This is a genomic window from Cellulomonas sp. P4_D11, from assembly GCF_056401915.1.
The window spans coordinates 61,405-81,502 of sequence record NZ_JBFUIK010000017.1 but is presented as its reverse complement, the minus strand read 5'-3'; the positions used below and the strand labels follow the sequence as shown (position 1 = coordinate 81,502).

16 protein-coding genes are annotated in these 20,098 nt (G+C 72.1%); 14 read left to right on the top strand and 2 right to left on the bottom strand.

Going from position 1 to position 20,098, the window contains the following annotated elements; translation table 11 throughout:
* Window positions 1-87: 87 nt before the first annotated feature.
* The 11 genes from AC1DT4_RS12545 (at window position 88) to AC1DT4_RS12495 (ending at window position 13,084) form a co-directional block, all read left to right on the top strand.
* Complete coding sequence (locus tag AC1DT4_RS12545) at window positions 88-936, top strand: nitrilase-related carbon-nitrogen hydrolase (protein ID WP_477090124.1); 849 nt, start codon at window positions 88-90, stop codon at window positions 934-936.
* A 15-nt stretch (window positions 937-951) separates the two neighbouring features.
* A complete protein-coding gene (gene hydA, locus AC1DT4_RS12540) occupies window positions 952-2,370 on the top strand; it encodes a dihydropyrimidinase (RefSeq protein WP_477090123.1) in 1,419 nt (472 codons plus the stop codon).
* 12 nt (window positions 2,371-2,382) lie between these two features.
* Window positions 2,383-3,411: a TIGR03842 family LLM class F420-dependent oxidoreductase gene (locus tag AC1DT4_RS12535; protein ID WP_477090122.1), complete on the top strand. Its 1,029-nt coding sequence runs from the start codon at window positions 2,383-2,385 to the stop codon at window positions 3,409-3,411.
* Window positions 3,408-4,346 carry an ABC transporter permease gene (locus AC1DT4_RS12530; RefSeq protein ID WP_477090121.1) on the top strand — a complete coding sequence of 313 codons (939 nt, stop codon included), beginning with the start codon at window positions 3,408-3,410 and terminating at the stop codon, window positions 4,344-4,346. The genes AC1DT4_RS12535 and AC1DT4_RS12530 overlap by 4 nt, the downstream gene beginning before the upstream one ends.
* A complete protein-coding gene (locus tag AC1DT4_RS12525) occupies window positions 4,343-5,158 on the top strand; it encodes an ABC transporter ATP-binding protein (RefSeq protein WP_477090120.1) in 816 nt (271 codons plus the stop codon). The genes AC1DT4_RS12530 and AC1DT4_RS12525 overlap by 4 nt, the downstream gene beginning before the upstream one ends.
* A complete protein-coding gene (locus AC1DT4_RS12520) occupies window positions 5,155-5,916 on the top strand; it encodes an ABC transporter permease (protein WP_477090119.1) in 762 nt (253 codons plus the stop codon). Before AC1DT4_RS12525 ends, AC1DT4_RS12520 begins: the two co-directional genes overlap by 4 nt.
* A 69-nt stretch (window positions 5,917-5,985) precedes the next feature.
* Entirely contained in the window at window positions 5,986-7,146 is a 1,161-nt protein-coding gene (locus AC1DT4_RS12515; RefSeq protein ID WP_477090118.1) for an ABC transporter substrate-binding protein, read from the top strand.
* Window positions 7,147-7,206: 60 nt separating this feature from the next.
* The gene (locus AC1DT4_RS12510) at window positions 7,207-8,511 is read left to right on the top strand and encodes an aminotransferase class III-fold pyridoxal phosphate-dependent enzyme (protein WP_477090117.1); all 1,305 of its coding nucleotides are present in this window, start codon (window positions 7,207-7,209) and stop codon (window positions 8,509-8,511) included.
* A gap of 37 nt (window positions 8,512-8,548) precedes the next feature.
* Window positions 8,549-9,307 carry an SDR family oxidoreductase gene (locus AC1DT4_RS12505; RefSeq protein WP_477090116.1) on the top strand — a complete coding sequence of 253 codons (759 nt, stop codon included), beginning with the start codon at window positions 8,549-8,551 and terminating at the stop codon, window positions 9,305-9,307.
* A 58-nt stretch (window positions 9,308-9,365) separates the two neighbouring features.
* A complete protein-coding gene (locus AC1DT4_RS12500; RefSeq protein WP_477090115.1) occupies window positions 9,366-11,264 on the top strand; it encodes an ABC transporter ATP-binding protein in 1,899 nt (632 codons plus the stop codon).
* Window positions 11,261-13,084: an ABC transporter ATP-binding protein gene (locus tag AC1DT4_RS12495; protein WP_477090114.1), complete on the top strand. Its 1,824-nt coding sequence runs from the start codon at window positions 11,261-11,263 to the stop codon at window positions 13,082-13,084. Before AC1DT4_RS12500 ends, AC1DT4_RS12495 begins: the two co-directional genes overlap by 4 nt.
* 16 nt (window positions 13,085-13,100) lie before the next feature.
* Here the strand turns inward: AC1DT4_RS12495 and AC1DT4_RS12490 are convergent, their stop codons facing one another.
* Both AC1DT4_RS12490 and AC1DT4_RS12485 read right to left on the bottom strand, forming a co-directional pair.
* Window positions 13,101-13,856, bottom strand: a complete 756-nt coding sequence (locus AC1DT4_RS12490; RefSeq protein ID WP_477090113.1) for a MerR family transcriptional regulator — start codon at window positions 13,854-13,856, stop codon at window positions 13,101-13,103.
* A 34-nt stretch (window positions 13,857-13,890) separates the two neighbouring features.
* Window positions 13,891-14,568: an HAD hydrolase-like protein gene (locus tag AC1DT4_RS12485; RefSeq protein WP_477090112.1), complete on the bottom strand. Its 678-nt coding sequence runs from the start codon at window positions 14,566-14,568 to the stop codon at window positions 13,891-13,893.
* Between the two features lie 58 nt (window positions 14,569-14,626).
* Here AC1DT4_RS12485 and AC1DT4_RS12480 point away from each other — a divergent pair, with 58 nt between their 5' ends.
* The 3 genes from AC1DT4_RS12480 to AC1DT4_RS12470 all read left to right on the top strand — a co-directional run bounded on the left by AC1DT4_RS12480 (window position 14,627) and on the right by AC1DT4_RS12470 (window position 20,026).
* A complete protein-coding gene (locus tag AC1DT4_RS12480; protein ID WP_477090111.1) occupies window positions 14,627-15,142 on the top strand; it encodes a phosphoribosyltransferase in 516 nt (171 codons plus the stop codon).
* Between the two features lie 274 nt (window positions 15,143-15,416).
* Entirely contained in the window at window positions 15,417-18,641 is a 3,225-nt protein-coding gene (gene ileS, locus AC1DT4_RS12475) for an isoleucine--tRNA ligase (RefSeq protein WP_477090110.1), read from the top strand.
* A complete protein-coding gene (locus AC1DT4_RS12470; RefSeq protein WP_477090109.1) occupies window positions 18,638-20,026 on the top strand; it encodes a bifunctional folylpolyglutamate synthase/dihydrofolate synthase in 1,389 nt (462 codons plus the stop codon). The genes ileS and AC1DT4_RS12470 overlap by 4 nt, the downstream gene beginning before the upstream one ends.
* The last annotated feature ends 72 nt before the right edge of the window (window positions 20,027-20,098 follow it).

The following is a 20,098-nucleotide window of genomic DNA, read 5'->3' as shown; positions in this document are numbered from 1 at the left end:
ACATTCCAGGCTACGGTGCCAGAACGGGCACTCAGGCGCCGCGTAGGGCTCCGAGGCCGGTCAAGATGAGACGAACGGAGCAGCCCTATGACCGTCGTACGCGTCGCGTTCACCCAGGCCACCTGGACGGGCGACAAGGAGTCGATGACCGCGCTCCACGAGGCCTGGACGCGCGAGGCCGCGTCGCAGGGCGCCCAGGTCATCGCCTTCCAGGAGCTGTTCTACGGCCCGTACTTCGGGATCACGCAGGACACGGCCTACTACGACTACGCCGAGTCCGTGCCGGGGCCGACCACCGAGCGGTTCTCCGCCCTGGCCAAGGAGCTGGGGATCGTCATCGTGCTGCCGGTGTACGAGGAGGAGCAGCCCGGCGTCCTGTACAACACGGCCGCCGTGATCGACGCGGACGGCAGCTACCTGGGCAAGTACCGCAAGCACCACATCCCGAACCTGCCCAAGTTCTGGGAGAAGTTCTACTTCCGGCCCGGCAACCTCGGGTACCCGGTGTTCGAGACGGCCGTCGGCAAGATCGGTGTGAACATCTGCTACGACCGGCACTTCCCCGAGGGCTGGCGCGTGCTGGCCCTGAACGGCGCGGAGATCGTGTTCAACCCGAACGCGACCGCCCCGGGGATCTCCAACAAGCTGTGGGAGATCGAGCAGCCCGCCGCGGCGGTGGCCAACGGCTACTTCGTCGTCGCCAACAACCGCGTGGGGCTCGAGGACAACGAGTACGGCGACCAGGCCGTCAACTTCTACGGCTCGTCGTACGCCGTCGGCCCCGACGGCAACTACGTCGGCGAGGTGGGCTCGTCCAGCGAGAACCAGCTCCTCGTCCGCGACCTCGACCTGGACCAGGTCCGGATCGTGCGTGAGCGGTGGCAGTTCTTCCGCGACCGCCGGCCCGAGGCCTACGGCCCCATCGTGGCGCCCTGAGAAGGGGGACGTGAGATGAAGACGCTCATCACGGGCGGCACCGTCGTCAGCGCGACAGGTCGGTCGGCCGCGGACGTGCTGATCGACGGCGAGACGGTCGCGGCCGTGCTCAGCCCGGGCTCGACGCTGCTCGGCTTCGACCTCGCCGCGAACGTCGACCAGGTCATCGACGCGACCGGAAGGTACGTCATCCCGGGCGGGATCGACGCGCACACCCACATGGAGCTGCCGTTCGGCGGCACCAACGCCTCGGACACGTTCGAGACGGGCACCCGGGCCGCGGCGTGGGGCGGCACCACGACGATCATCGACTTCGCCGTGCAGCGCACGGGCGAGCGGGTCATGGACGGGCTCGGCGCCTGGCACGAGAAGGCCGCCGGCAACTGCGCGATCGACTACGGCTTCCACCAGATCATCGGCGGCGTCGACGAGGACTCGCTCAAGGCGATGGAGGGACTCGTCGCCGAGGGCATCACCAGCTACAAGCTCTTCATGGCGTACCCCGGCGTCTTCTACTCGGACGACGCGCAGATCCTGCGGGCCATGCAGAAGGCGGCCGACCTCGGCCTGCTCACCATGATGCACGCGGAGAACGGGCCGGCCATCGACGTGCTCGCCGCCCAGCTGGTCGCGCAGGGCAAGACCGACCCGTACTACCACGGCATCGCGCGCGCCTGGCAGCTCGAGGAGGAGGCCACGCACCGGGCGATCATGCTCGCCGACGTCACGGGCGCCCCGCTGTACGTCGTTCACGTGAGCGCCAAGCAGGCGGTCGCCCAGCTGGCCTGGGCCCGCGACGCCGGCAAGAACGTGTTCGGCGAGACGTGTCCGCAGTACCTGTACCTCAGCCTCGAGGAGCAGCTGGGAGCACCAGGCTTCGAGGGCGCCAAGTGGGTGTGCTCGACACCCCTGCGCTCGCGGGCCGAGGGTCACCAGGAGCACATGTGGCAGGCGCTGCGGACCAACGACCTGCAGATGGTCAGCACCGACCACTGCCCCTTCTGCATGAAGGGCCAGAAGGACCTGGGGGTCGGGGACTTCCGCGCCATCCCGAACGGGATCGGCTCGATCGAGCACCGGATGGACCTCATGTACCAGGGGGTCGTCACGGGGCAGATCACGCTCGAGCGGTGGGTGGAGCTGACCTCCACGACGCCCGCCCGGATGTTCGGCATCTACGGACAGAAGGGGGTCGTCGCCCCGGGTGCCGACGCCGACGTCGTGGTCTACGACCCCGCCGGGCACACGTCGATCGGCGTCGGCAAGACGCACCACATGAACATGGACCACTCGGCGTGGGAGGGGTACGAGATCGACGGGCACGTCGACGTCGTCCTCTCGCGCGGGACGGTGGTGGTGGACGAGACCGGCTACCGCGGGCGCGCCGGTCACGGCCGGTACGTGCCGCGCGGCCTGTCCCAGTACCTCCTCTAGAAGGGCCACCCCATGGACTTCGGCGTCGTCCTGCAGACGAACCCGCCCGCGTCGCGGACGGTCGAGCTGGCCCGCCTCGCGGAGACCCACGGGTTCAGCCACGTGTGGACCTTCGACTCGCACCTGCTCTGGCAGGAGCCGTTCGTCATCTACTCGGCGATCCTCGCGGCCACGCGCAAGGTCATGGTCGGGCCCATGGTGACCAACCCCGCCACGCGGGACTGGACGGTCATCGCGTCGCTGTTCGCCACGCTCAACGAGATGTACGGCAACCGGACGATCTGCGGGATCGGGCGCGGCGACTCGGCCGTGCGGACGCTGCACGGCAAGCCGTCCAACCTGGCGACCCTGCGCGAGTCGGTGCACGTGATCCGCGAGCTGGCCAACGACCGGGCCGTGGAGATCAACGGCGCGAAGGTGCAGTTCCCGTGGTCGCGGGGGTCGGCGCTCGACATCTGGGTGGCCGCCTACGGGCCGCTGGCGCTCAAGCTCACGGGCGAGGTGGGCGACGGATTCATCCTGCAGCTGGCCGACCCGGACATCGCGGCCTGGACCATCAAGGTGGTGCGGGACGCCGCGGAGCAGGCCGGCCGGGACCCGGACGCGGTGAAGTTCTGCGTCGCGGCCCCGATGTACATCGGCGAGGACTCGCCCGGCAGCAGAGCGCACATGCGCGAGCAGTGCCGGTGGTTCGGGGGGATGGTCGGCAACCACGTGGCCGACATCGTCGCCCGGTACGGCGCGGACTCGTCGGTGCCGAAGGCGCTCACCGACTACATCGCGGGCCGGCAGGGCTACGACTACAACGAGCACGGCCGCGCAGGGAACACGCATGCCGCGTTCGTGCCGGACGAGATCGTCGAGCGCTTCTGCATCCTCGGCGGCGCGAGCGAGCACGTCGAGCGCCTCGAGGCCCTGCGGGAGCTCGGGGTCACGCAGTTCGCGGGGTACCTCCAGCACGACAACAAGGAGGAGACGATGCGCGTGTACGGCGAGCACGTCATCCCCGCGCTGGCGACGCCGGTCGTGGCCACCGCATGACCGATCTCGCGACGACGCTCGCGCCGGAGCGCACCGCACCGGTGCCCGTCGCCGTGCGCGCCGGCCGTGGGCACGTCGGCAGACGCATCGCCGTCGGGGTGGTCGCGGTCCTCGTCCTCGCCGTCCTGTGGGAGCTGGTCAAGGTCGTCGTCCCGGACACGGGCGGTCACCTGGGCGGAGCGAGCCTGCTGCCGCGCACCGACGACGTCGCGATGCCGCACGTCTGGGAGATCGGCCGGCGGGTGCTCCAGCCCGAGACGTCGGCCACCGGCTCGCCCACGGTGCTGAGCGCGATGCTCGCGGCGTGCTGGTTCACGCTCCGCGTCGCGCTCGCGGGCTGGCTGCTGGGCTCGGTCGGGGGCCTGCTGCTCGCGGCGCTCATGCAGCGGTCGCAGCTCGCGGAGTCCGCTCTCGTCCCGTGGGTCGTCCTGAGCCAGACGGTCCCCCTCATCGCGCTCGCCCCGCTGGTGGTCGGCTGGGGTGGCCGCATCCACCTCGGCGGGTTCGAGTGGCAGCGCTGGATGTCGGTGGCGCTCATCGCGAGCTACCTCGCGTTCTTCCCGGTGACGATCGGCGCCCTGCGGGGCTTCCAGTCGCCCGCGGCCGCCCAGGTCGAGCTCTACCGCTCCCTGGCGGCGACCTGGAGCCGCACGATGATCTCGCTGCGGCTGCCGGCGAGCGTCCCGTACCTGCTGCCCGCGCTGCGGCTGGGTGCGGCGACCGCGGTGGTCGGAGCGATCGTCGCCGAGGTGTCCACCGGGACCAAGGGCGGTATCGGCCGCCTGATCATCGGCTACGCCCAGTCGGCCAGCGGCGATCCCGCCAAGCCGTGGGCCGCGATCATCGCGGCCGCACTGCTCGGGCTGCTCGCCGCCGGCCTCGTGTCCCTGCTCGGGCTCGGCCTGGGCCGCTACCGCTACGCGGAGGTCAGATGAACAGGGAACGCGTCGGCGTAGAGAACGCCGTGGAGGCCCGGGGCGTCGGGAAGGTCTTCTCCTCCCGCTCCGGCGAGGTGACCGCGCTGGACGGCATCGACCTGACGGTCGCGGACGGGGAGTTCGTGTCCCTGATCGGGCCGTCGGGCTGCGGCAAGTCGACGCTGCTGCGGCTGGTCGCCGACCTCGACGTCCCGACGTCCGGCGCCATCACCGTGTTCGGCAAGACCCCGCAGCAGGCCCGCGAGGCGCAGGACTACGGCATCGCGTTCCAGCAGGCCGGGCTGCTCCCGTGGCGCACGGTCACCACGAACGTGGAGCTGCCGCTCGAGCTGCACGGCGTCGGCAAGGCGGAGCGCGCGGCGCGCGTGGCCGAGCTGCTCGAGCTCGTCGGCCTGAGCGAGTTCGCCGGCCACTTCCCGCACCAGCTGTCGGGCGGCATGCAGCAGCGCGTCGCGATCGCCCGGGCGCTGGCCGAGCGGCCCAGCCTGCTGCTCATGGACGAGCCGTTCGGGGCGCTCGACGAGATGACCCGGGAGCGGATGCAGACCGAGCTCGTCCGGATCTGCGCCGAGAGCGGCGCGGCCGTCGTGTTCGTCACGCACTCGATCCCCGAGGCCGTGTTCCTCTCGCAGCGGGTGGTCGTCATGTCGCCGCGGCCGGGCCGGATCAGCGCCGTCGTGCCCGTGGACCTCGGGGCCGACCGCGGCGAGGGGCTGCGGGAGGACGCCGCCTTCTTCGCGGCGGTCACTGCGGTCCGGGAGGCGCTGCACGGCACCCCGGTCGCCGTGCGCGGGATGGACGCGCGATGACCGCCGCGTCCGTCCGCCGCTGGCTCGCCCCGGTCCTGCTCGGCGTCGTCGCGCTCGTGGTGTGGCAGGCGATCGTCGTCGGCACCGGGATCAAGCCCTACCTCCTGCCGAGCCCGACGGCGATCGTCGAGCAGCTGCTGCTCGTCGTCCCGCTCGTCTGGCAGGCCGCGCTCGCCACCGGCCTGAACGTGCTGGTCGGGCTGGTGGTCGGGAGCGTGGTGGCCATCGCTGCCGCGATCGTGGCCGCGCGCAGCCGGATGGCGGACACGCTGCTGTCACCGACGGCGGCCGCCCTGAGCGTCATGCCGATCGTCGCGCTCGCGCCGGCGCTGAACACGATGTTCGGCACCACGTCGACGACCCCGCGGCGGCTGGTCGTCTCGGTCGTCGTCTTCGCGCCCGTGTTCGTCAACACGCTGCGCGGCCTGCGCCAGGTGCAGCCGGTCCACCGCGACCTGCTCCGGGCCTACGCCGCGACGCCCCGGCAGATCACCCGGACGGTCACCATCCCCGGCGCGCTGCCGTACCTCTTCACGGGCCTGCGCATCGCGTCCTCGACGGCCGTGATCGCGGCCATCGTCGCCGAGTACTTCGGCGGCCTGCAGAACGGCCTCGGCTCCCGGATCACGTCGGCGGCGTCGAACAGCGCCTACGCCCGGGCCTGGGCCTTCGTCCTCGGCGCCATCCTGCTGGGGCTCGTGTTCTACCTCGCGACGCTCGCGCTCGAGCGGGCCGTCGCGAGGCGCCAAGGGGGCTAGAACGTCCGCCTGCCATCGCCGCCAGGAGGGCCGAACAACCGCACAGCACAGCCAACGAGAGGATTGACGATGAGACTCACCAGGCGTACTGCGTGGGGCGCGGCCGCGGTCGGCGTCACCGCCGCGCTCGTCCTGTCCGGATGCAGCTCCGACGACGGCGGGGACGCGGGTGACGAACCCTCGATGAGCTCGGAGGTGCTGATCCCCGTCAAGCTGCAGCTGCAGTGGTTCACCCAGGCGCAGTTCGCCGGCTACTACGCGGCGGTCGACCAGGGGTACTACGTCGACGAGGGCCTCGACGTGCAGATAGTCGAGGGCGGCACCGACATCGTGCCGCAGTCGGTCCTCGCGGACGGTTCGGTCGACTACGCGATCGCGTGGGTGCCCAAGGCCCTCGCGTCGCGCGAGCAGGGCGCCGGCATCACCGACGTCGCCCAGATCTTCCAGAGGTCCGGCACGCTGCAGGTCGCGTTCAAGGACAAGGACATCACCACGGCGGCCGACCTCGAGGGCAAGAAGGTGGGCAACTGGGGCTACGGCAACGAGTTCGAGCTGTTCGCCGGCATGACGAAGGCCGGCCTCGACCCGGCCACCGACGTCACGCTGGTCCAGCAGCAGTTCGACATGAACGCGTTCCTGGCGGGCGACATCGACGCGGCGCAGGCCATGACCTACAACGAGTACGCGCAGCTGCTCGAGGCGGAGAACCCCGACACGGGCGAGCTGTACACGCCCGACGACTTCACCGCTGTCAACTGGAACGACGAGGGCACCGCGATGCTCCAGGACGCCATCTGGGCCAACTCCGAGAAGCTCGCGAGCGACAAGGAGTACCAGGAGCAGACGGTGAAGTTCATCAAGGCGAGCCTCAAGGGCTGGATCTACGCGCGCGACAACCCGGAGAAGGCGCGGGACATCGTCGTGGCCCAGGGCTCGCAGCTGGGCAACAGCCACCAGCTGTGGCAGACCAACGAGATCAACAAGCTGATCTGGCCGTCGCCGGACGGCATCGGCAGGATCGACGAGGCCGCCTGGAAGCAGACGGTCGACATCGCCCTCAAGACGAAGAACGACCAGGGGGCGACGGTCATCACCACCGAGCCCGACGCCGACGCGTACACGAACGACTACGTGGCGAGGGCCCTGGCGGACCTGAAGGACGAGGGCGTCGACGTGTCCGGCGAGGACTTCACGCCGATGGACGTCACACTCGAGGCCGGCGGCAAGTGACCCCTCGCGCGCGGGCGTCGGCGACGGCGCCCGCGCGCGGGCCAGCAGAAGGAGCACCCCATGACCAGCGACGACGACGCCACCGCGCTGCGGCTGGACCGCGACCACGTCTTCCACTCGTGGTCGGCGCAGGCCCACCTCAACCCGATGGTCATCGCGGGCGGGCTCGGCTCGACCGTCTGGGACCACGCCGGCCGGACGTACCTGGACTTCTCGAGCCAGCTGGTCAACACGAACATCGGCCACCAGCACCCGAAGGTGGTCGCGGCGATCCAGGAGCAGGCCGCGACGCTGACGACGGTGGCGCCGGCCACGGCCAACCTCACGCGCGGCCGGGCGGCGCAGAAGGTGCTCAGCCACGCACCTGAGGGGTTCTCGAGCGTCTTCTTCACCAACGGGGGTGCCGACGCCAACGAGAACGCGATCCGCATGGCCCGCCTGCACACCGGCCGCGACAAGATCGTCTCCGCCTACCGCTCGTACCACGGCAACACGGGTGCGGCGGTGGTGGCGACGGGGGACTGGCGCCGCGTGCCCAACGAGTTCGCGCGCGCCCATGTGCACCACTTCGGCCCGTACCTGTACCGCTCGGAGTTCTGGGCCACCACGCCCGAGCAGGAGAGCGAGCGCGCGCTGCGCCACCTCGAGCGCGTGATCCAGGCCGAGGGGCCCGCGTCGGTCGCGGCGATCCTCCTCGAGACCATCCCCGGCACGGCCGGCGTGCTGGTCCCGCCGCCGGGGTACCTGGCCGGCGTCCGCGCGATCGCCGACCGCTACGGGATCCTGCTCATCCTCGACGAGGTCATGGCCGGCTTCGGACGCACGGGCCGGTGGTTCGCGTTCGACGGGTTCGACGTGGTCCCGGACCTCATCACGTTCGCGAAGGGTGTCAACTCCGGCTACGTCCCGGCGGGCGGGGTGATCCTCAGCGACGCGATCGAGGCGACGTTCGAGGACACGGTGTTCCCCGGCGGCCTCACGTACTCGGGCCACCCGCTGGCCATGAGCTCGATCGTCGCGACGCTCGACGCGATGGCCGACGAGGGCATCATCGAGCACGCCGCCGCGATCGGTCGAGACGTGCTCGGGCCGGGGCTCGCGGAGCTCGCCGAGAAGAACCCGCTGGTCGGCGAGGTGCGCGGGCTCGGCGTGTTCTGGGCCGTGGAGCTGGTCAAGGACCAGGACACGCGCGAGCCGGTCGACGCCGCCCTCATGGGCCGGATCAAGGCCGGCGCGCTGGCCCGTGGGCTGCTCCCCTTCCTCGCCGACAACCGCGTGCACGTCGTCCCGCCGTGCGTGGTCACGGCCGACGAGGCGGCGACCGGACTCGCCCTGCTGACCGAGGTGCTGGCCGAGGTCGCCTAGCCTTCTGCGTAGCCCCCACCACCTCCTGGAGTCCTGCATGAGCACGAGCACGCCCCGACGCGCCCTGGTCACGGGTGCCTCCTCCGGCATCGGCGCCGCGACGGTCCGCCGGCTGCGCGCCGAGGGCTGGGACGTCGTCGCGACCGCCCGCCGCGGCGACCGGCTCGCCGAGCTCGCCGCCGAGACCGGCGCCGACACGGTCGTCGCGGACGTCACGGTCGACGCGGACGTCGCGCGCCTCGCCGCGCACGCGGCGGAGGGCGGCCCGCTCGACGCGCTGGTCAACAACGCCGGCGGCGCGTTCGGGCTCGACCCCGTCGAGTCGTCGGACCTCGAGCACTGGCGGCAGATGTACGAGCTCAACGTGCTGGGCACGCTGCGGGTCACGCAGGCACTGCTCCCGCAGCTGCGCGACGGCGACGGCGGCGACATCGTCGTCGTGACCTCGACGGCCGCCCACGGCACGTACGAGGGCGGCGCGGGGTACGTCGGCGCCAAGCACGCCGAGCGCATGCTCGCGACGACGCTGCGCTGGGAGATCCTCGGCGAGCCGATCCGGATCATCGAGATCGCCCCCGGTGCGGTGGCCACCGAGGAGTTCTCGATGGTGCGGTTCGACGGGGACAGCGAGCGGGCCGCGGCCGTCTACGCCGGGTACGAGCCGCTGGTGGCGGACGACATCGCCGACGCCATCGCGTGGTCGCTGAGCCGCCCGGCGCACGTGAACATCGACCTGCTCGTGGTCCGGCCACGCGCGCAGGCGAGCAACAACCGGATCGTGCGCACCGGCGGCTGACCGTCCCGAGGGTCGGATCGGTCGGGCAACTGTCGGACCCTGTACGTAGGGTGCTGATGTGCCCTCTGCTCCACCCGCAGCACCCCCCACCCCCAGCCCTGCGCCCACCGGCGGCGACTCGCGCGCCGGTCGGGCGGCGGCGTCCGAGTCCACCACCCGGGTGCTTCTGCGCCTGCGCCACTGGGCCCGGCCCGCGCTCCCGCGGATCGTGCTCGGCGGGCTGACGGCCCTCGGCGCGAGCCTGCTCGCCCTCGCGGTGCCGCAGGTGCTGCGCGTGATCGTCAACGGACCGCTGCTGAGCGAGGGCTCGCAGCGTGGGGTCGTGATCGGCGCGCTCGTCGTGCTGGGGCTCGGGGTGCTCGAGGCGTTCCTCGTCTGGTGCCGGCGCGCCCTGATCCTCACGCCGGGCACCGCGGTGGAGCGCGACATGCGCACCGACCTGTTCCGCCACCTGCTCGACCTGCCCGTGGAGTTCCACGACAGGTGGTCGGGCGGGCAGCTGCTCTCGCGCGTGATGTCGGACCTCGGCACGATCCGCCGCTGGACGGTGTTCGGGCTCGTGATGCTGCTGGTCAGCGCCACGACGGTCGTCGTCGGCATCGGGCTGATGATGTGGACCAGCTGGGTGCTCGGGCTGGTCTACCTGGTGGGCGCGGTGCCCATGATCTGGCTCGGGTTCCGCTTCCGTGAGAGCTACAAGGTGGTGGCGCGCCAGGCACGGGACCAGGCGGGCGACCTCGCCACGACCGTCGAGGAGTCGGTGCACGGCATCCGCGTGCTCAAGGCGTTCGGTCGCGGCGACGACGCCCTGGAGGACTTCGCGCGGCAGGCCGCCGCCCTGCGCGCGGTCGAGGTGCAGAAGGCGAGCACGCAGTCCCGGGTGTCGTTCGCCCTGAGCGCGATCCCGGAGGCGATCCTCGCGGTCTCGCTGGGCCTCGGCGTCGCGCTCACCTCCCGCGGGGAGCTGAGCGTCGGCGCGCTGGTCGCGTTCTTCGCCACGGCGGCGGTGGTGAACAGCCCGGTGGAGCGGCTCGGCATGCTGCTCGCGATGACGCTCGACGCCAAGGCGGCGACCGACCGGTACCTGCAGGTCATGGACACGGGCTCGGCGGTGCGCGACCCCGCGACGCCCGTGCAGCTCCCGCCCGCCGACCCGGCGGGCTCGCGCGTCGAGCTGCGCGGCGTCCACTTCGGGCACCCGCGCGGCGTCGACGCCGAGGGGCACCCGCGCGGCGGTTCCGACATCCTCGCGGGCATCGACCTGGTGCTCGAGCCGGGCGAGACCATGGCGCTGGTCGGGCTGACCGGCAGTGGCAAGACGACGCTGCTGCAGCTGGTGCCGCGGCTGTACGACGTGACCGCCGGCAGCGTGCGGATCGACGGCGTCGACGTGCGTGACCTCACGCGTGCCGACCTGCGCGCTGCCGTGTCGATCGCGTTCGAGGACCCGATCCTCTTCTCGGCGTCGGTGCGGGAGAACGTGCTGCTCGGCACCGACCTCACCGGGCCCGAGGCAGACGAGCTGGTCACCGAGGCGCTCGACGTGGCGCGGGCCGGATTCGCCTACGGGCTGCCGGACGGGCTCGACACGGTGATCGGCGAGGAGGGGCTCAGCCTCTCGGGCGGTCAGCGGCAGCGCGTCGCCCTCGCCCGCGCCATCGCCGTCCGGCCGCGCGTGCTGCTGCTCGACGACCCGCTGTCCGCGCTCGACGTCACCACGGAGGCCGCGGTCACGGCGCGGCTGCGCGACATGCTCACGGGCACCACCACCCTCGTGGTGGCCCACCGGCCGTCGACCGTCGCCCTGGCGGACCGCGTGGCGGTGCTCGAGGACGGGCGGATCACGGGGGTCGGACGGCACGCGGACCTGCTGACCAACCACCCGCACTACCGGTACGTGCTCACCGCGCTGTCGGCGCTGGACGACGCGGACGACCTGACGGCGGTGCACCGATGACCGCGACCGCCAGCGTCCTGACCTCCGAGGGCTTCGAGGACGAGAGCACCAAGGCCGAGTCCCGGCGGATCCGGCGCCGCTCGCTCGCGCTGCTCGGCCTCCTCCTGCGGCCCGTCGCGGGGCCCGCGTGGTGGACGGCCGCGCTGGTGGTGGGCTCGCAGCTCGCCGCGGTCGCCGGTCCGGCCCTCGTGGCGTACGGCATCGACCAGGCGCTGCCGGCGCTCACCGCCGGCGACGCCCGGCCGATCACGCTCGCGACGCTCGGGTACCTGACGGCCGCCCTGCTGGGCGGCCTGCTCACGGCGGCGACCGTCCGTGCGTCGGCCCGGGTGAGCCAGACGATGCTGCTCGACCTGCGCCGCCGGGTGTTCCGGCACACGCAGCGCCTCAGCCTGGAGTTCCACGAGAAGTACACGTCGGGGCGGATCATCTCGCGGCAGACCTCCGACGTCGACGCGCTGCGCGAGCTGCTCGACGGCGGCGTCACCACGCTGGCCTCGAGCGTGCTCGCGATGGTGTTCACGGCGGTGTCGCTGGTGCTGCTCGACTGGCGCAGCGGCCTGGTGCTGCTCATCGCGGTGGTCCCGGGCGTGGTGCTGACCCGCTGGTTCCAGCACCGCTCGCAGCTGCAGTACCGCAAGCAGCGCACGGCGGCGGCGCGGCTCATCGTGCGGTTCGTCGAGACCATGACGGGCATCCGCGCGGTGCAGGCGTTCCGCCGCGAGCCGCAGGTCGAGGCCGTGTACGGCGGGCTGGCCGAGGACTACCGGGGCTCCACCGCGGAGTCGATCCGGCTCAACGGCGTCTTCGACACGGGCCTGACCCTGATCGGCAACGTCACGGTGGCCGCGGTGCTCCTCGTGGGTGGGCTGCGCGCGCTCGACGGCGGGATCGAGGTCGGCGTCCTGGTCGCGGCCGTGCTCTACGCGCGCCGGTTCTTCAGCCCGCTGCAGCAGATCGGCATGTTCTACAACTCGTTCCAGTCGGCCACGGCGGCGCTCGAGAAGGTCGCGTCACTGCTCGCGGAGGAGCCGACGGTGCCCGAGCCGACGCACCCGCTGCGGCTCACGGCCGCCCGGGGCGATGTCCGGTTCGACGGCGTCGAGTTCGGCTACGGCACCGGCCCGACGGTTCTCCCGCACGTCGACCTGCACATCCCCGCGGGCCAGTCGCTCGCACTCGTCGGCGAGACCGGCGCGGGGAAGTCGACCATCGCCAAGCTGCTCGCCCGGTTCTACGACGTGCGGGAGGGGGCGGTGCGCCTGGACGGCCTCGACCTGCGCGAGATCGATTCCGTCGACCTGCGGCGGGCGGTGGTCATGGTGACGCAGGAGGCGTACCTGTTCTCCGGCTCGGTCGGCGCCAACATCGCGCTCGGCAAGCCCGACGCCACGCCCGCGGAGATCGAGGCTGCCGCGCGCGCGGTCGGCGTGCACGACCTCATCGCGGCGATGCCGGACGGGTACGACACCGAGGTGGACAAGCGCGGCGTGCGGCTGTCGGCCGGCCAGCGCCAGCTCGTGTCGTTCGCGCGCGCGTTCCTGGCGGACCCGGCGCTGCTGATCCTCGACGAGGCGACCAGCTCGCTCGACGTCCCGGGGGAGGCCCTCGTGCAGCTCGGTCTGCAGACCCTGCTCGCCGACCGCACCTCCGTGGTCATCGCGCACCGGCTGTCCACGGTCATGGGCTCGGACCGGGTGCTCGTGATCGAGGGCGGCCGGATCGTCGAGGACGGTTCGCCCGAGGAGCTGGTCGCGGCGGGCGGTCGGTTCGCCGAGCTGCACGCCGACTGGCAGCGCTCGATCCGCAGCACGACGTAGCCGGCCCCCGGACCTCTCAGAGGTGCCGCGCCGCGTACTCGTGCAGCGCGTCGCGGACGAAGCTCGCCCCCTCCTCGCCGCCGTAGTTCGCGGCGAACCGCGGGTCGGCGACGTACATCTCCGCGAGGCCGACGATGTACTCCTTCACGGGCGTCGACCCGTGCCCGGGTGTGCCGGGGATGCTGCCGAGCCAGGCGACGTGGCGTCGCGCGAGCTCCTGCGCCTCGTCGGACGCGGGATCCGCCCCGGCGGACGCGGCGGCGCCCCACTCGGTGGCCAGTCGCGCGGTGGTCGCCTTCCACCCGGCGCGCTCGTCGTCGGTCATGCCGCGCCACCAGGCGTCGGACGTGGCGTAGGCGTCGGCGCCCCAGCGGCGCTCGACCTCCTCCTTGTGCTCGGTGTGGTCGAACCCGTCGAACATGTCCTCGGCCATGAGTGGCCCTCCGTTCTCTCGTGCGGTGATGGTCCGTTCGACCGAGGCGGCCTGCCGCTCCAGCCGGTGCTGCTCGCTGCGCAGCCAGTCGAGGTGGGCGCGCAGGGCGGCCGTCTCGTCCTGCTCGCGGCCGAGCACGCGCCCGATGTCGGGCAGCCCGAGCCCGAGCCCACGCAGCAGCAGGATCCGCTGCAGCCGCACGAGCGCGCGGTCGTCGTACCAGCGGTACCCGTTGTCGCCGACGCGGCTGGGCTCGAGCAGCCCGATCGCGTCGTAGTGCCGCAGGGTGCGGCTCGTGGTGCCCGTCAGCCGGGCGACCTCCTGGATCGATGACTCCATGCCGTCCACGGTAGGAGTTGACGCAGCGTCAAGGTCAAGCCCGGGAAGCAACTCCGTCGCCGAGCCGTGCCAGGACCGTGCGTCGCAGCTCCTCGACGGTCCCCACGACTGCGACGGCACCCGCGGCCTCGAGCTCGCCCGGCGCCGCGTACCCCCAGGTCACGCCCACGCAGTCGATGCCGTGCTCGCGGGCCCCGTGCACGTCGTGCTCGCGGTCGCCGACCATCAGCGTGGTCGCCGGCGAGGGCGCGTGCGGCTCGGCGGCGAGCGCCCGGGCGATGACGTCCGCCTTGGTGCCGGACTCGTCGAGCGGTGCGCCGAAGACGCCGTCGATCAGCGGCGTGAGGCCGAGGTCAGCGCAGATCGGCACGGCGAACACCTCCGGCTTGGACGTCGCGACGACCAGCCGGCAGCCCGCGCCGCGCAGGTCGGCGAGCAGCTCGGGGACGCCGTCGAACACCGTCGCGTCGTGCATGCCCGTCACCGCGAAGTCCTCGCGGTACGCCCGGACGACCTCGCCGACGCGGTCGTCGGGGACGCCGTGCGCCCGGAGGCTGTCGCCGATCGGGGGGCCGACGAACGAGCGGAGCTCCGCGGGCGTCGGGACGGGCAGGCCGCACCGGCGGTACGCGGCGGCGATGGAGGCCGTGATGCCCGGGATCGAGTCGATGAGGGTGCCGTCGAGGTCGAGCAGGACGAGGGGAGAGGTCACGCGCTCGATCATGCCCGCGGCATCCAGCGGGCGCCGCCGGCGCTCGTAGGCTGGTCGCATGGCGACCACGGAGACCGCACCCGGCCAGCAGCTCCCCAAGGAGCGGGAGGTGCTCGACTGGGAGCTCTTCGGCACGGCCGCGCGCGAGCTGGCGCAGACGGTGGTCGACGACGGCTTCGTGCCGGACATCGTCATCGCGGTCGCGCGCGGCGGGCTGCCGCCGGGCGGTGCGATCGCGTACGCGCTGGGCACCAAGGCCGTCGGCACGCTCAACGTCGAGTTCTACACGGGCGTCGACGAGCGCCTGCCGGACCCGGTCGTGCTCCCGCCGCTGCTCGACACGGACGCGATGCACGGGCTGCGGGCGCTCGTCGTCGACGACGTCGCCGACACCGGCGAGACGCTCGCCCTGGTGCACCGGCTCATGGCGCCCCACTGCGCCGAGGCCCGCACGGCGGTGCTGTACGCCAAGTCGCGGTCGATCATCGAGCCCGACTACGTGTGGCGCCGCACCGACCGGTGGATCACGTTCCCGTGGTCGGCGCTGCCCCCGGTCGTCGCGCACCGCGCGTAAATTCTGCGCAGGCCCGGCCGGAGGCGTGCGTTACCCTGGGCGGCACAGGCGTCGACCCGGCCATCACCGGCGAGCCTCCGGAAGAACAGGCCTCCAAGCCTCAGTAGAACCGGACGGGTAGGCCCGTCACAGCCCTCACGAAGTGGTCGACGACCCGCCAGGGGAGCCGGCAAGCGAGGTGGTACCGCGGTAGGTCCCGGCCGGTCCGGGTCCGATCGTCCTCGTAGCCGAAGCGACGCACCCCACCGGGTGCCGACCACAGGAGAGCCGCACCGTGGCCTACCCGCTGCACCGCCAGTCCGACGCCGTCCCGGCGTCGCCGGACCTGCCCGCCCTCGAGAAGGACGTCCTCGCCTACTGGGAGTCCGACGGCACGTTCCAGGCGTCGATCGACGCCCGCGAGGCCGGCGAGCACGGCAGCAACGAGTTCGTCTTCTACGACGGCCCCCCGTTCGCCAACGGCCTGCCGCACTACGGACACCTGCTGACCGGCTACGCGAAGGACGTCGTCCCGCGCTACCAGACCATGCGCGGCCGCCGCGTCGAGCGCCGGTTCGGCTGGGACACGCACGGGCTGCCGGCCGAGCTCGAGGCGCAGCGGCTGCTGGGCATCACCGACACCTCGCAGATCGAGGAGATGGGCCTGGCCGCGTTCAACCAGGCATGCCGCGAGTCGGTGCTGCGGTACACGGGCGAGTGGCGCGAGTACGTCACGCGCCAGGCCCGCTGGGTCGACTTCGACCACGACTACAAGACGCTCGACGTCACGTTCATGGAGTCGGTCATCTGGGCGTTCAAGCGCCTCTACGACCAGGACATGGCGTACGAGGGCTACCGCGTGCTGCCGTACTGCTGGCGCGACGAGACCCCGCTGTCCAACCACGAGCTGCGGATGGACGACGACGTCTACCAGTCGCGCCAGGACCCCGCACTGACGGTCGGCCTGCGGCTGGAGACCGGCGAGCTCGCCCTCATCTGGACGACGACCCCCTGGACGCTGCCCAGCAACCTGGCGATCGCGGTCGGCCCGGACGTCGACTACGTGACCGTCGAGCCGGGGCCCACCTCGGCGCTCGCGGGAGAGCTCGTGGTGCTCGCGGCCGCGCGGCTGGGCGCCTACGGCAAGGAGCTCGGTGAGGCGACGGTCGTGGCGACCGTCAAGGGCCGGGACCTCGCGGGCCGCCGGTACACGCCGCCGTTCGACTACTTCGTCGGCCGGGAGAACGCGCACCAGGTGCTGCTCGGCGACTTCGTGACCACCGAGGACGGCTCGGGCATCGTGCACCTGGCGCCCGCGTTCGGCGAGGACGACATGGTGGCCTGCGAGGCCGTCGGCATCACCCCGGTGGTGCCCGTGGACTCGAAGGGCACGTTCACCACGGAGGTGCCGGACTACGTCGGGCAGCTGGTGTTCGACGCCAACAAGCCGATCATCGCCGACCTCAAGGCGGGCACCGGCCCGCTCGCACGCGTACCCGAGGACCAGCGGTCGGTGCTGGTCCGGCACGAGACGTACGAGCACTCCTACCCGCACTGCTGGCGCTGCCGGAACCCGCTGATCTACAAGGCGGTGACCAGCTGGTTCGTACGCGTGAGCGACTTCCGCGACCGCATGGTCGAGCTCAACCAGGACATCACCTGGACGCCCGAGCACATCAAGGACGGCCAGTTCGGCAAGTGGTTGTCCAACGCGCGCGACTGGTCGATCAGCCGCAACCGCTACTGGGGCACGCCCATCCCGGTGTGGGTGTCGGACGACCCGTCGTACCCGCGCGTCGACGTCTACGGCTCGCTGGCCGAGCTGGAGGCGGACTTCGGCCGGGTGCCGACGAACGAGGCGGGCGAGCCGGACCTGCACCGACCGTTCATCGACGAGCTCACGCGCCCGAACCCGGACGACCCGTCCGGGCGGAGCACGATGCGCCGCATCCCGGACGTCCTCGACGTGTGGTTCGACAGCGGGTCGATGCCGTTCGCGCAGGTGCACTACCCGTTCGAGAACGCGGACTGGTTCGAGCACCACTACCCGGGCGACTTCATCGTCGAGTACATCGGCCAGACCCGCGGCTGGTTCTACACGTTGCACGTGCTGGCCACGGCCCTGTTCGACCGGCCGGCCTTCCGCAACGTCCTGTGCCACGGGATCGTGCTCGGCGACGACGGCCGCAAGGCCAGCAAGAGCCTGCGCAACTTCCCCGACCCCGCCGAGATGTGGGACCTGTACGGGTCCGACGCCGTGCGGTGGTTCCTCATGTCGAGCTCGATCCTGCGCGGCGGCAACCTCATCGTCGGCGAGGAGGGCATCCGCGACGGCGTGCGCCAGGTGCTGCTGCCGCTCTGGAGCACGTACTACTTCTTCTCGCTCTACGCGGGGGCGGCGGACGGGGGCGCCGGCTACACGGCCAAGGCCGTCGACGCCGCGCGCGCTGCCACGCTGGCGCCCATGGACCGCTACGTCCTGGCGCGCACGCGGGACCTCGTCGCGACGACGACCGCGCAGCTGGACGCGTACGACATCTCCGCGGCGTGCGAGACCGTGCGCGAGCACCTCGACGTCCTCACCAACTGGTACGTGCGCACGCAGCGCGACCGGTTCTGGGCCGAGGACGCCGACGCCTTCGACACGCTGTGGACCTCGCTCGAGGCCCTCACGCGGGTCATGGCGCCGCTCGCGCCGCTGGTCGCCGAGGAGGTCTGGCGCGGCCTGACGGGCGGGCGCAGCGTGCACCTGACCGACTGGCCGACCGTGGACGACGAGGCCGCGGACGAGTCGCTCGTGACCGCGATGGACCAGGTCCGCGCAGTCACGTCGACCGCGCTCGGCCTGCGCAAGGCCGCGGGCGTGCGCGTCCGGCAGCCGCTGCACGTGCTCACCGTGGCGGTCGGCGACGCGGACGCGCTGGCGCCGTACGCCGACCTGCTGGCGGCCGAGCTGAACGTCAAGCGCGTCGACCTCGTGACGGCCGACGCGGGCACCGCCGAGCGGTTCGGCATCACGCAGCGCCTCGCGGTCAACGCCCGCGCGGCGGGCCCGCGGCTCGGTCGAGGTGTGCAGGCGGTCATCCAGGCGGCGCGCAGCGGTGCCTGGCGGGTCGAGGCCGAGACCGTCGTGGTCACCACGCCGGACGGTGACGTGGCGCTCCAGCCGGCCGAGTACGAGCTCACGACCGTGGTCGGCGACGAGGGCGGAGCCGCGGCGGTCCTGCCCGGCGGCGGGTTCGTCGTGCTCGACCTCACGCTGGACGACGCCCTGCGCGCCGAGGGCTACGCCCGCGACGTCGTGCGCGCCGTGCAGGACGCCCGCAAGGCCGCCGGCCTGCAGGTGGGGGACCGGATCCTGCTGACGCTGTCGGTCCCGACCGAGCACCTGGCCGCCGTCGAGGCGCACCAGGACACCATCGCGCGCGAGACGCTGGCCGTCTCGGTCACCGTGCAGGACGCGGTCGAGGCACTGGAGGTCACCGTGGAAGCCGTCGACGCCGGAGGGTACGAGGCATGAGTGCGCGCGAGCAGGGCGGGTCGGAGCACCTGCGCAGGCAGGCCGAGAAGGAGGCCCGGACGGCCGCCGACGAGGTCTACCAGGCGATCCTGGCGCGCGCGCCGGAGCACGACATCGACCCGACGCTTGACCGGGTGCGGGCCGTGTGCGAGCTGCTGGGCGACCCCCAGAAGGCGTACCGGACCATCCACCTGACCGGCACCAACGGCAAGACGTCGACCTCCCGGATGGTCGAGCGGCTGCTGCGCGAGCACGGCCTGCGCACGGGCCGGTTCACCAGCCCGCACCTGAGCCGCGTCAACGAGCGGATCGCGATCGACGGCGAGCCGATCAGCGACGAGCGCTTCGTCGAGGTCTGGCAGGACGTCGCGCCCTACGTGCACCTGGTCGACCAGGGCTCGATCGAGAAGGGCGAGCCTCGGCTGTCGTTCTTCGAGGTGTTCACGGTGATGGCCTTCGCGGCCTTCGCGGACGCGCCGATCGACGTCGCCGTGATCGAGGTGGGTCTGGGCGGGACGTGGGACTCCACCAACGTCGTCGACGGCGAGGTCGCGATCATCACGCCGATCGCGATGGACCACGAGCGCTACCTCGGCCACACGCTGGTCGAGATCGCGTCGGAGAAGTCGGGGATCATCAAGGACGGCGCGACGGTCGTCGTCGCGCAGCAGACCGAGGACGTCGAGGGAGTGCTCCTGGCCGTCGCCGCCGAGCGCGGTGCCCGGGTGCTCCGCGAAGGCGTCGACATCGCGGTCGGGGAGCGGCAGGTGGCCGTCGGCGGTCAGCTGATCACGCTGCAGGCGCTGGGCGGCACGTACACCGAGATCTTCCTGCCGCTGCACGGGGAGTTCCAGGCGCACAACGCCCTGCTGGCCCTGACGGCCGTGGAGGCGTTCCTCACCGGCGGCCGCGCGCTCGACCCCGGTGTCGTCGAGGTGGCGTTCGCCGACGTCGACTCGCCGGGCCGGCTCGAGGTCGTCCGGTCGAGCCCGACGATCATCGTCGACGGCGCGCACAACCCCGCGGGCGTCGAGGCGCTCGTCGCCGGGCTCGAGGAGGCGTTCGAGCTGACCCGGCTCGTCGGCGTGGTCGGCGTGATGGCCGACAAGGACCCCGAGGGCATGCTCGCCGCGCTCGAACCGGTGCTCGCCGAGGTGGTGATCACCCGTGCATCGACCTCGCGCGCGCTCGACGTCGAGGACCTGGCCGACATCGCGATCGACATCTTCGGCGAGGACCGCGTGCACACGGTCGAGCGGTTGAACGACGCCCTCGACCTGGCGGTGTCGCGTGCGGAGAGCGAGGTCGAGCGCGGGTCCGGCGTGCTCGTCACCGGCTCGATCCTGCTCGTCGCGGAGGCGCGCCGGCTGCTCGGGCGTCCCTGAGTCCTGGTCACCCGTCCGGGTGACTTGCCGATGCTCACGCGGCTGGGTGCACGAATGTGCACCGACGGCGCA

What these genes read in the sequence shown, in the direction of transcription:
- AC1DT4_RS12545 (WP_477090124.1), top strand. Translation starts at nt 88, where the DNA reads ATGACCGTCGTACGCGTCGCGTTCACCCAGGCCACCTGGACGGGCGAC.
- hydA (WP_477090123.1), top strand. Translation starts at nt 952, where the DNA reads ATGAAGACGCTCATCACGGGCGGCACCGTCGTCAGCGCGACAGGTCGG.
- AC1DT4_RS12535 (WP_477090122.1), top strand. Translation starts at nt 2,383, where the DNA reads ATGGACTTCGGCGTCGTCCTGCAGACGAACCCGCCCGCGTCGCGGACG.
- AC1DT4_RS12530 (WP_477090121.1), top strand. Translation starts at nt 3,408, where the DNA reads ATGACCGATCTCGCGACGACGCTCGCGCCGGAGCGCACCGCACCGGTG.
- AC1DT4_RS12525 (WP_477090120.1), top strand. Translation starts at nt 4,343, where the DNA reads ATGAACAGGGAACGCGTCGGCGTAGAGAACGCCGTGGAGGCCCGGGGC.
- AC1DT4_RS12520 (WP_477090119.1), top strand. Translation starts at nt 5,155, where the DNA reads ATGACCGCCGCGTCCGTCCGCCGCTGGCTCGCCCCGGTCCTGCTCGGC.
- AC1DT4_RS12515 (WP_477090118.1), top strand. Translation starts at nt 5,986, where the DNA reads ATGAGACTCACCAGGCGTACTGCGTGGGGCGCGGCCGCGGTCGGCGTC.
- AC1DT4_RS12510 (WP_477090117.1), top strand. Translation starts at nt 7,207, where the DNA reads ATGACCAGCGACGACGACGCCACCGCGCTGCGGCTGGACCGCGACCAC.
- AC1DT4_RS12505 (WP_477090116.1), top strand. Translation starts at nt 8,549, where the DNA reads ATGAGCACGAGCACGCCCCGACGCGCCCTGGTCACGGGTGCCTCCTCC.
- AC1DT4_RS12495 (WP_477090114.1), top strand. Translation starts at nt 11,261, where the DNA reads ATGACCGCGACCGCCAGCGTCCTGACCTCCGAGGGCTTCGAGGACGAG.
- AC1DT4_RS12490 (WP_477090113.1), bottom strand. Translation starts at nt 13,856, where the DNA reads ATGGAGTCATCGATCCAGGAGGTCGCCCGGCTGACGGGCACCACGAGC.
- AC1DT4_RS12480 (WP_477090111.1), top strand. Translation starts at nt 14,627, where the DNA reads ATGGCGACCACGGAGACCGCACCCGGCCAGCAGCTCCCCAAGGAGCGG.
- AC1DT4_RS12470 (WP_477090109.1), top strand. Translation starts at nt 18,638, where the DNA reads ATGAGTGCGCGCGAGCAGGGCGGGTCGGAGCACCTGCGCAGGCAGGCC.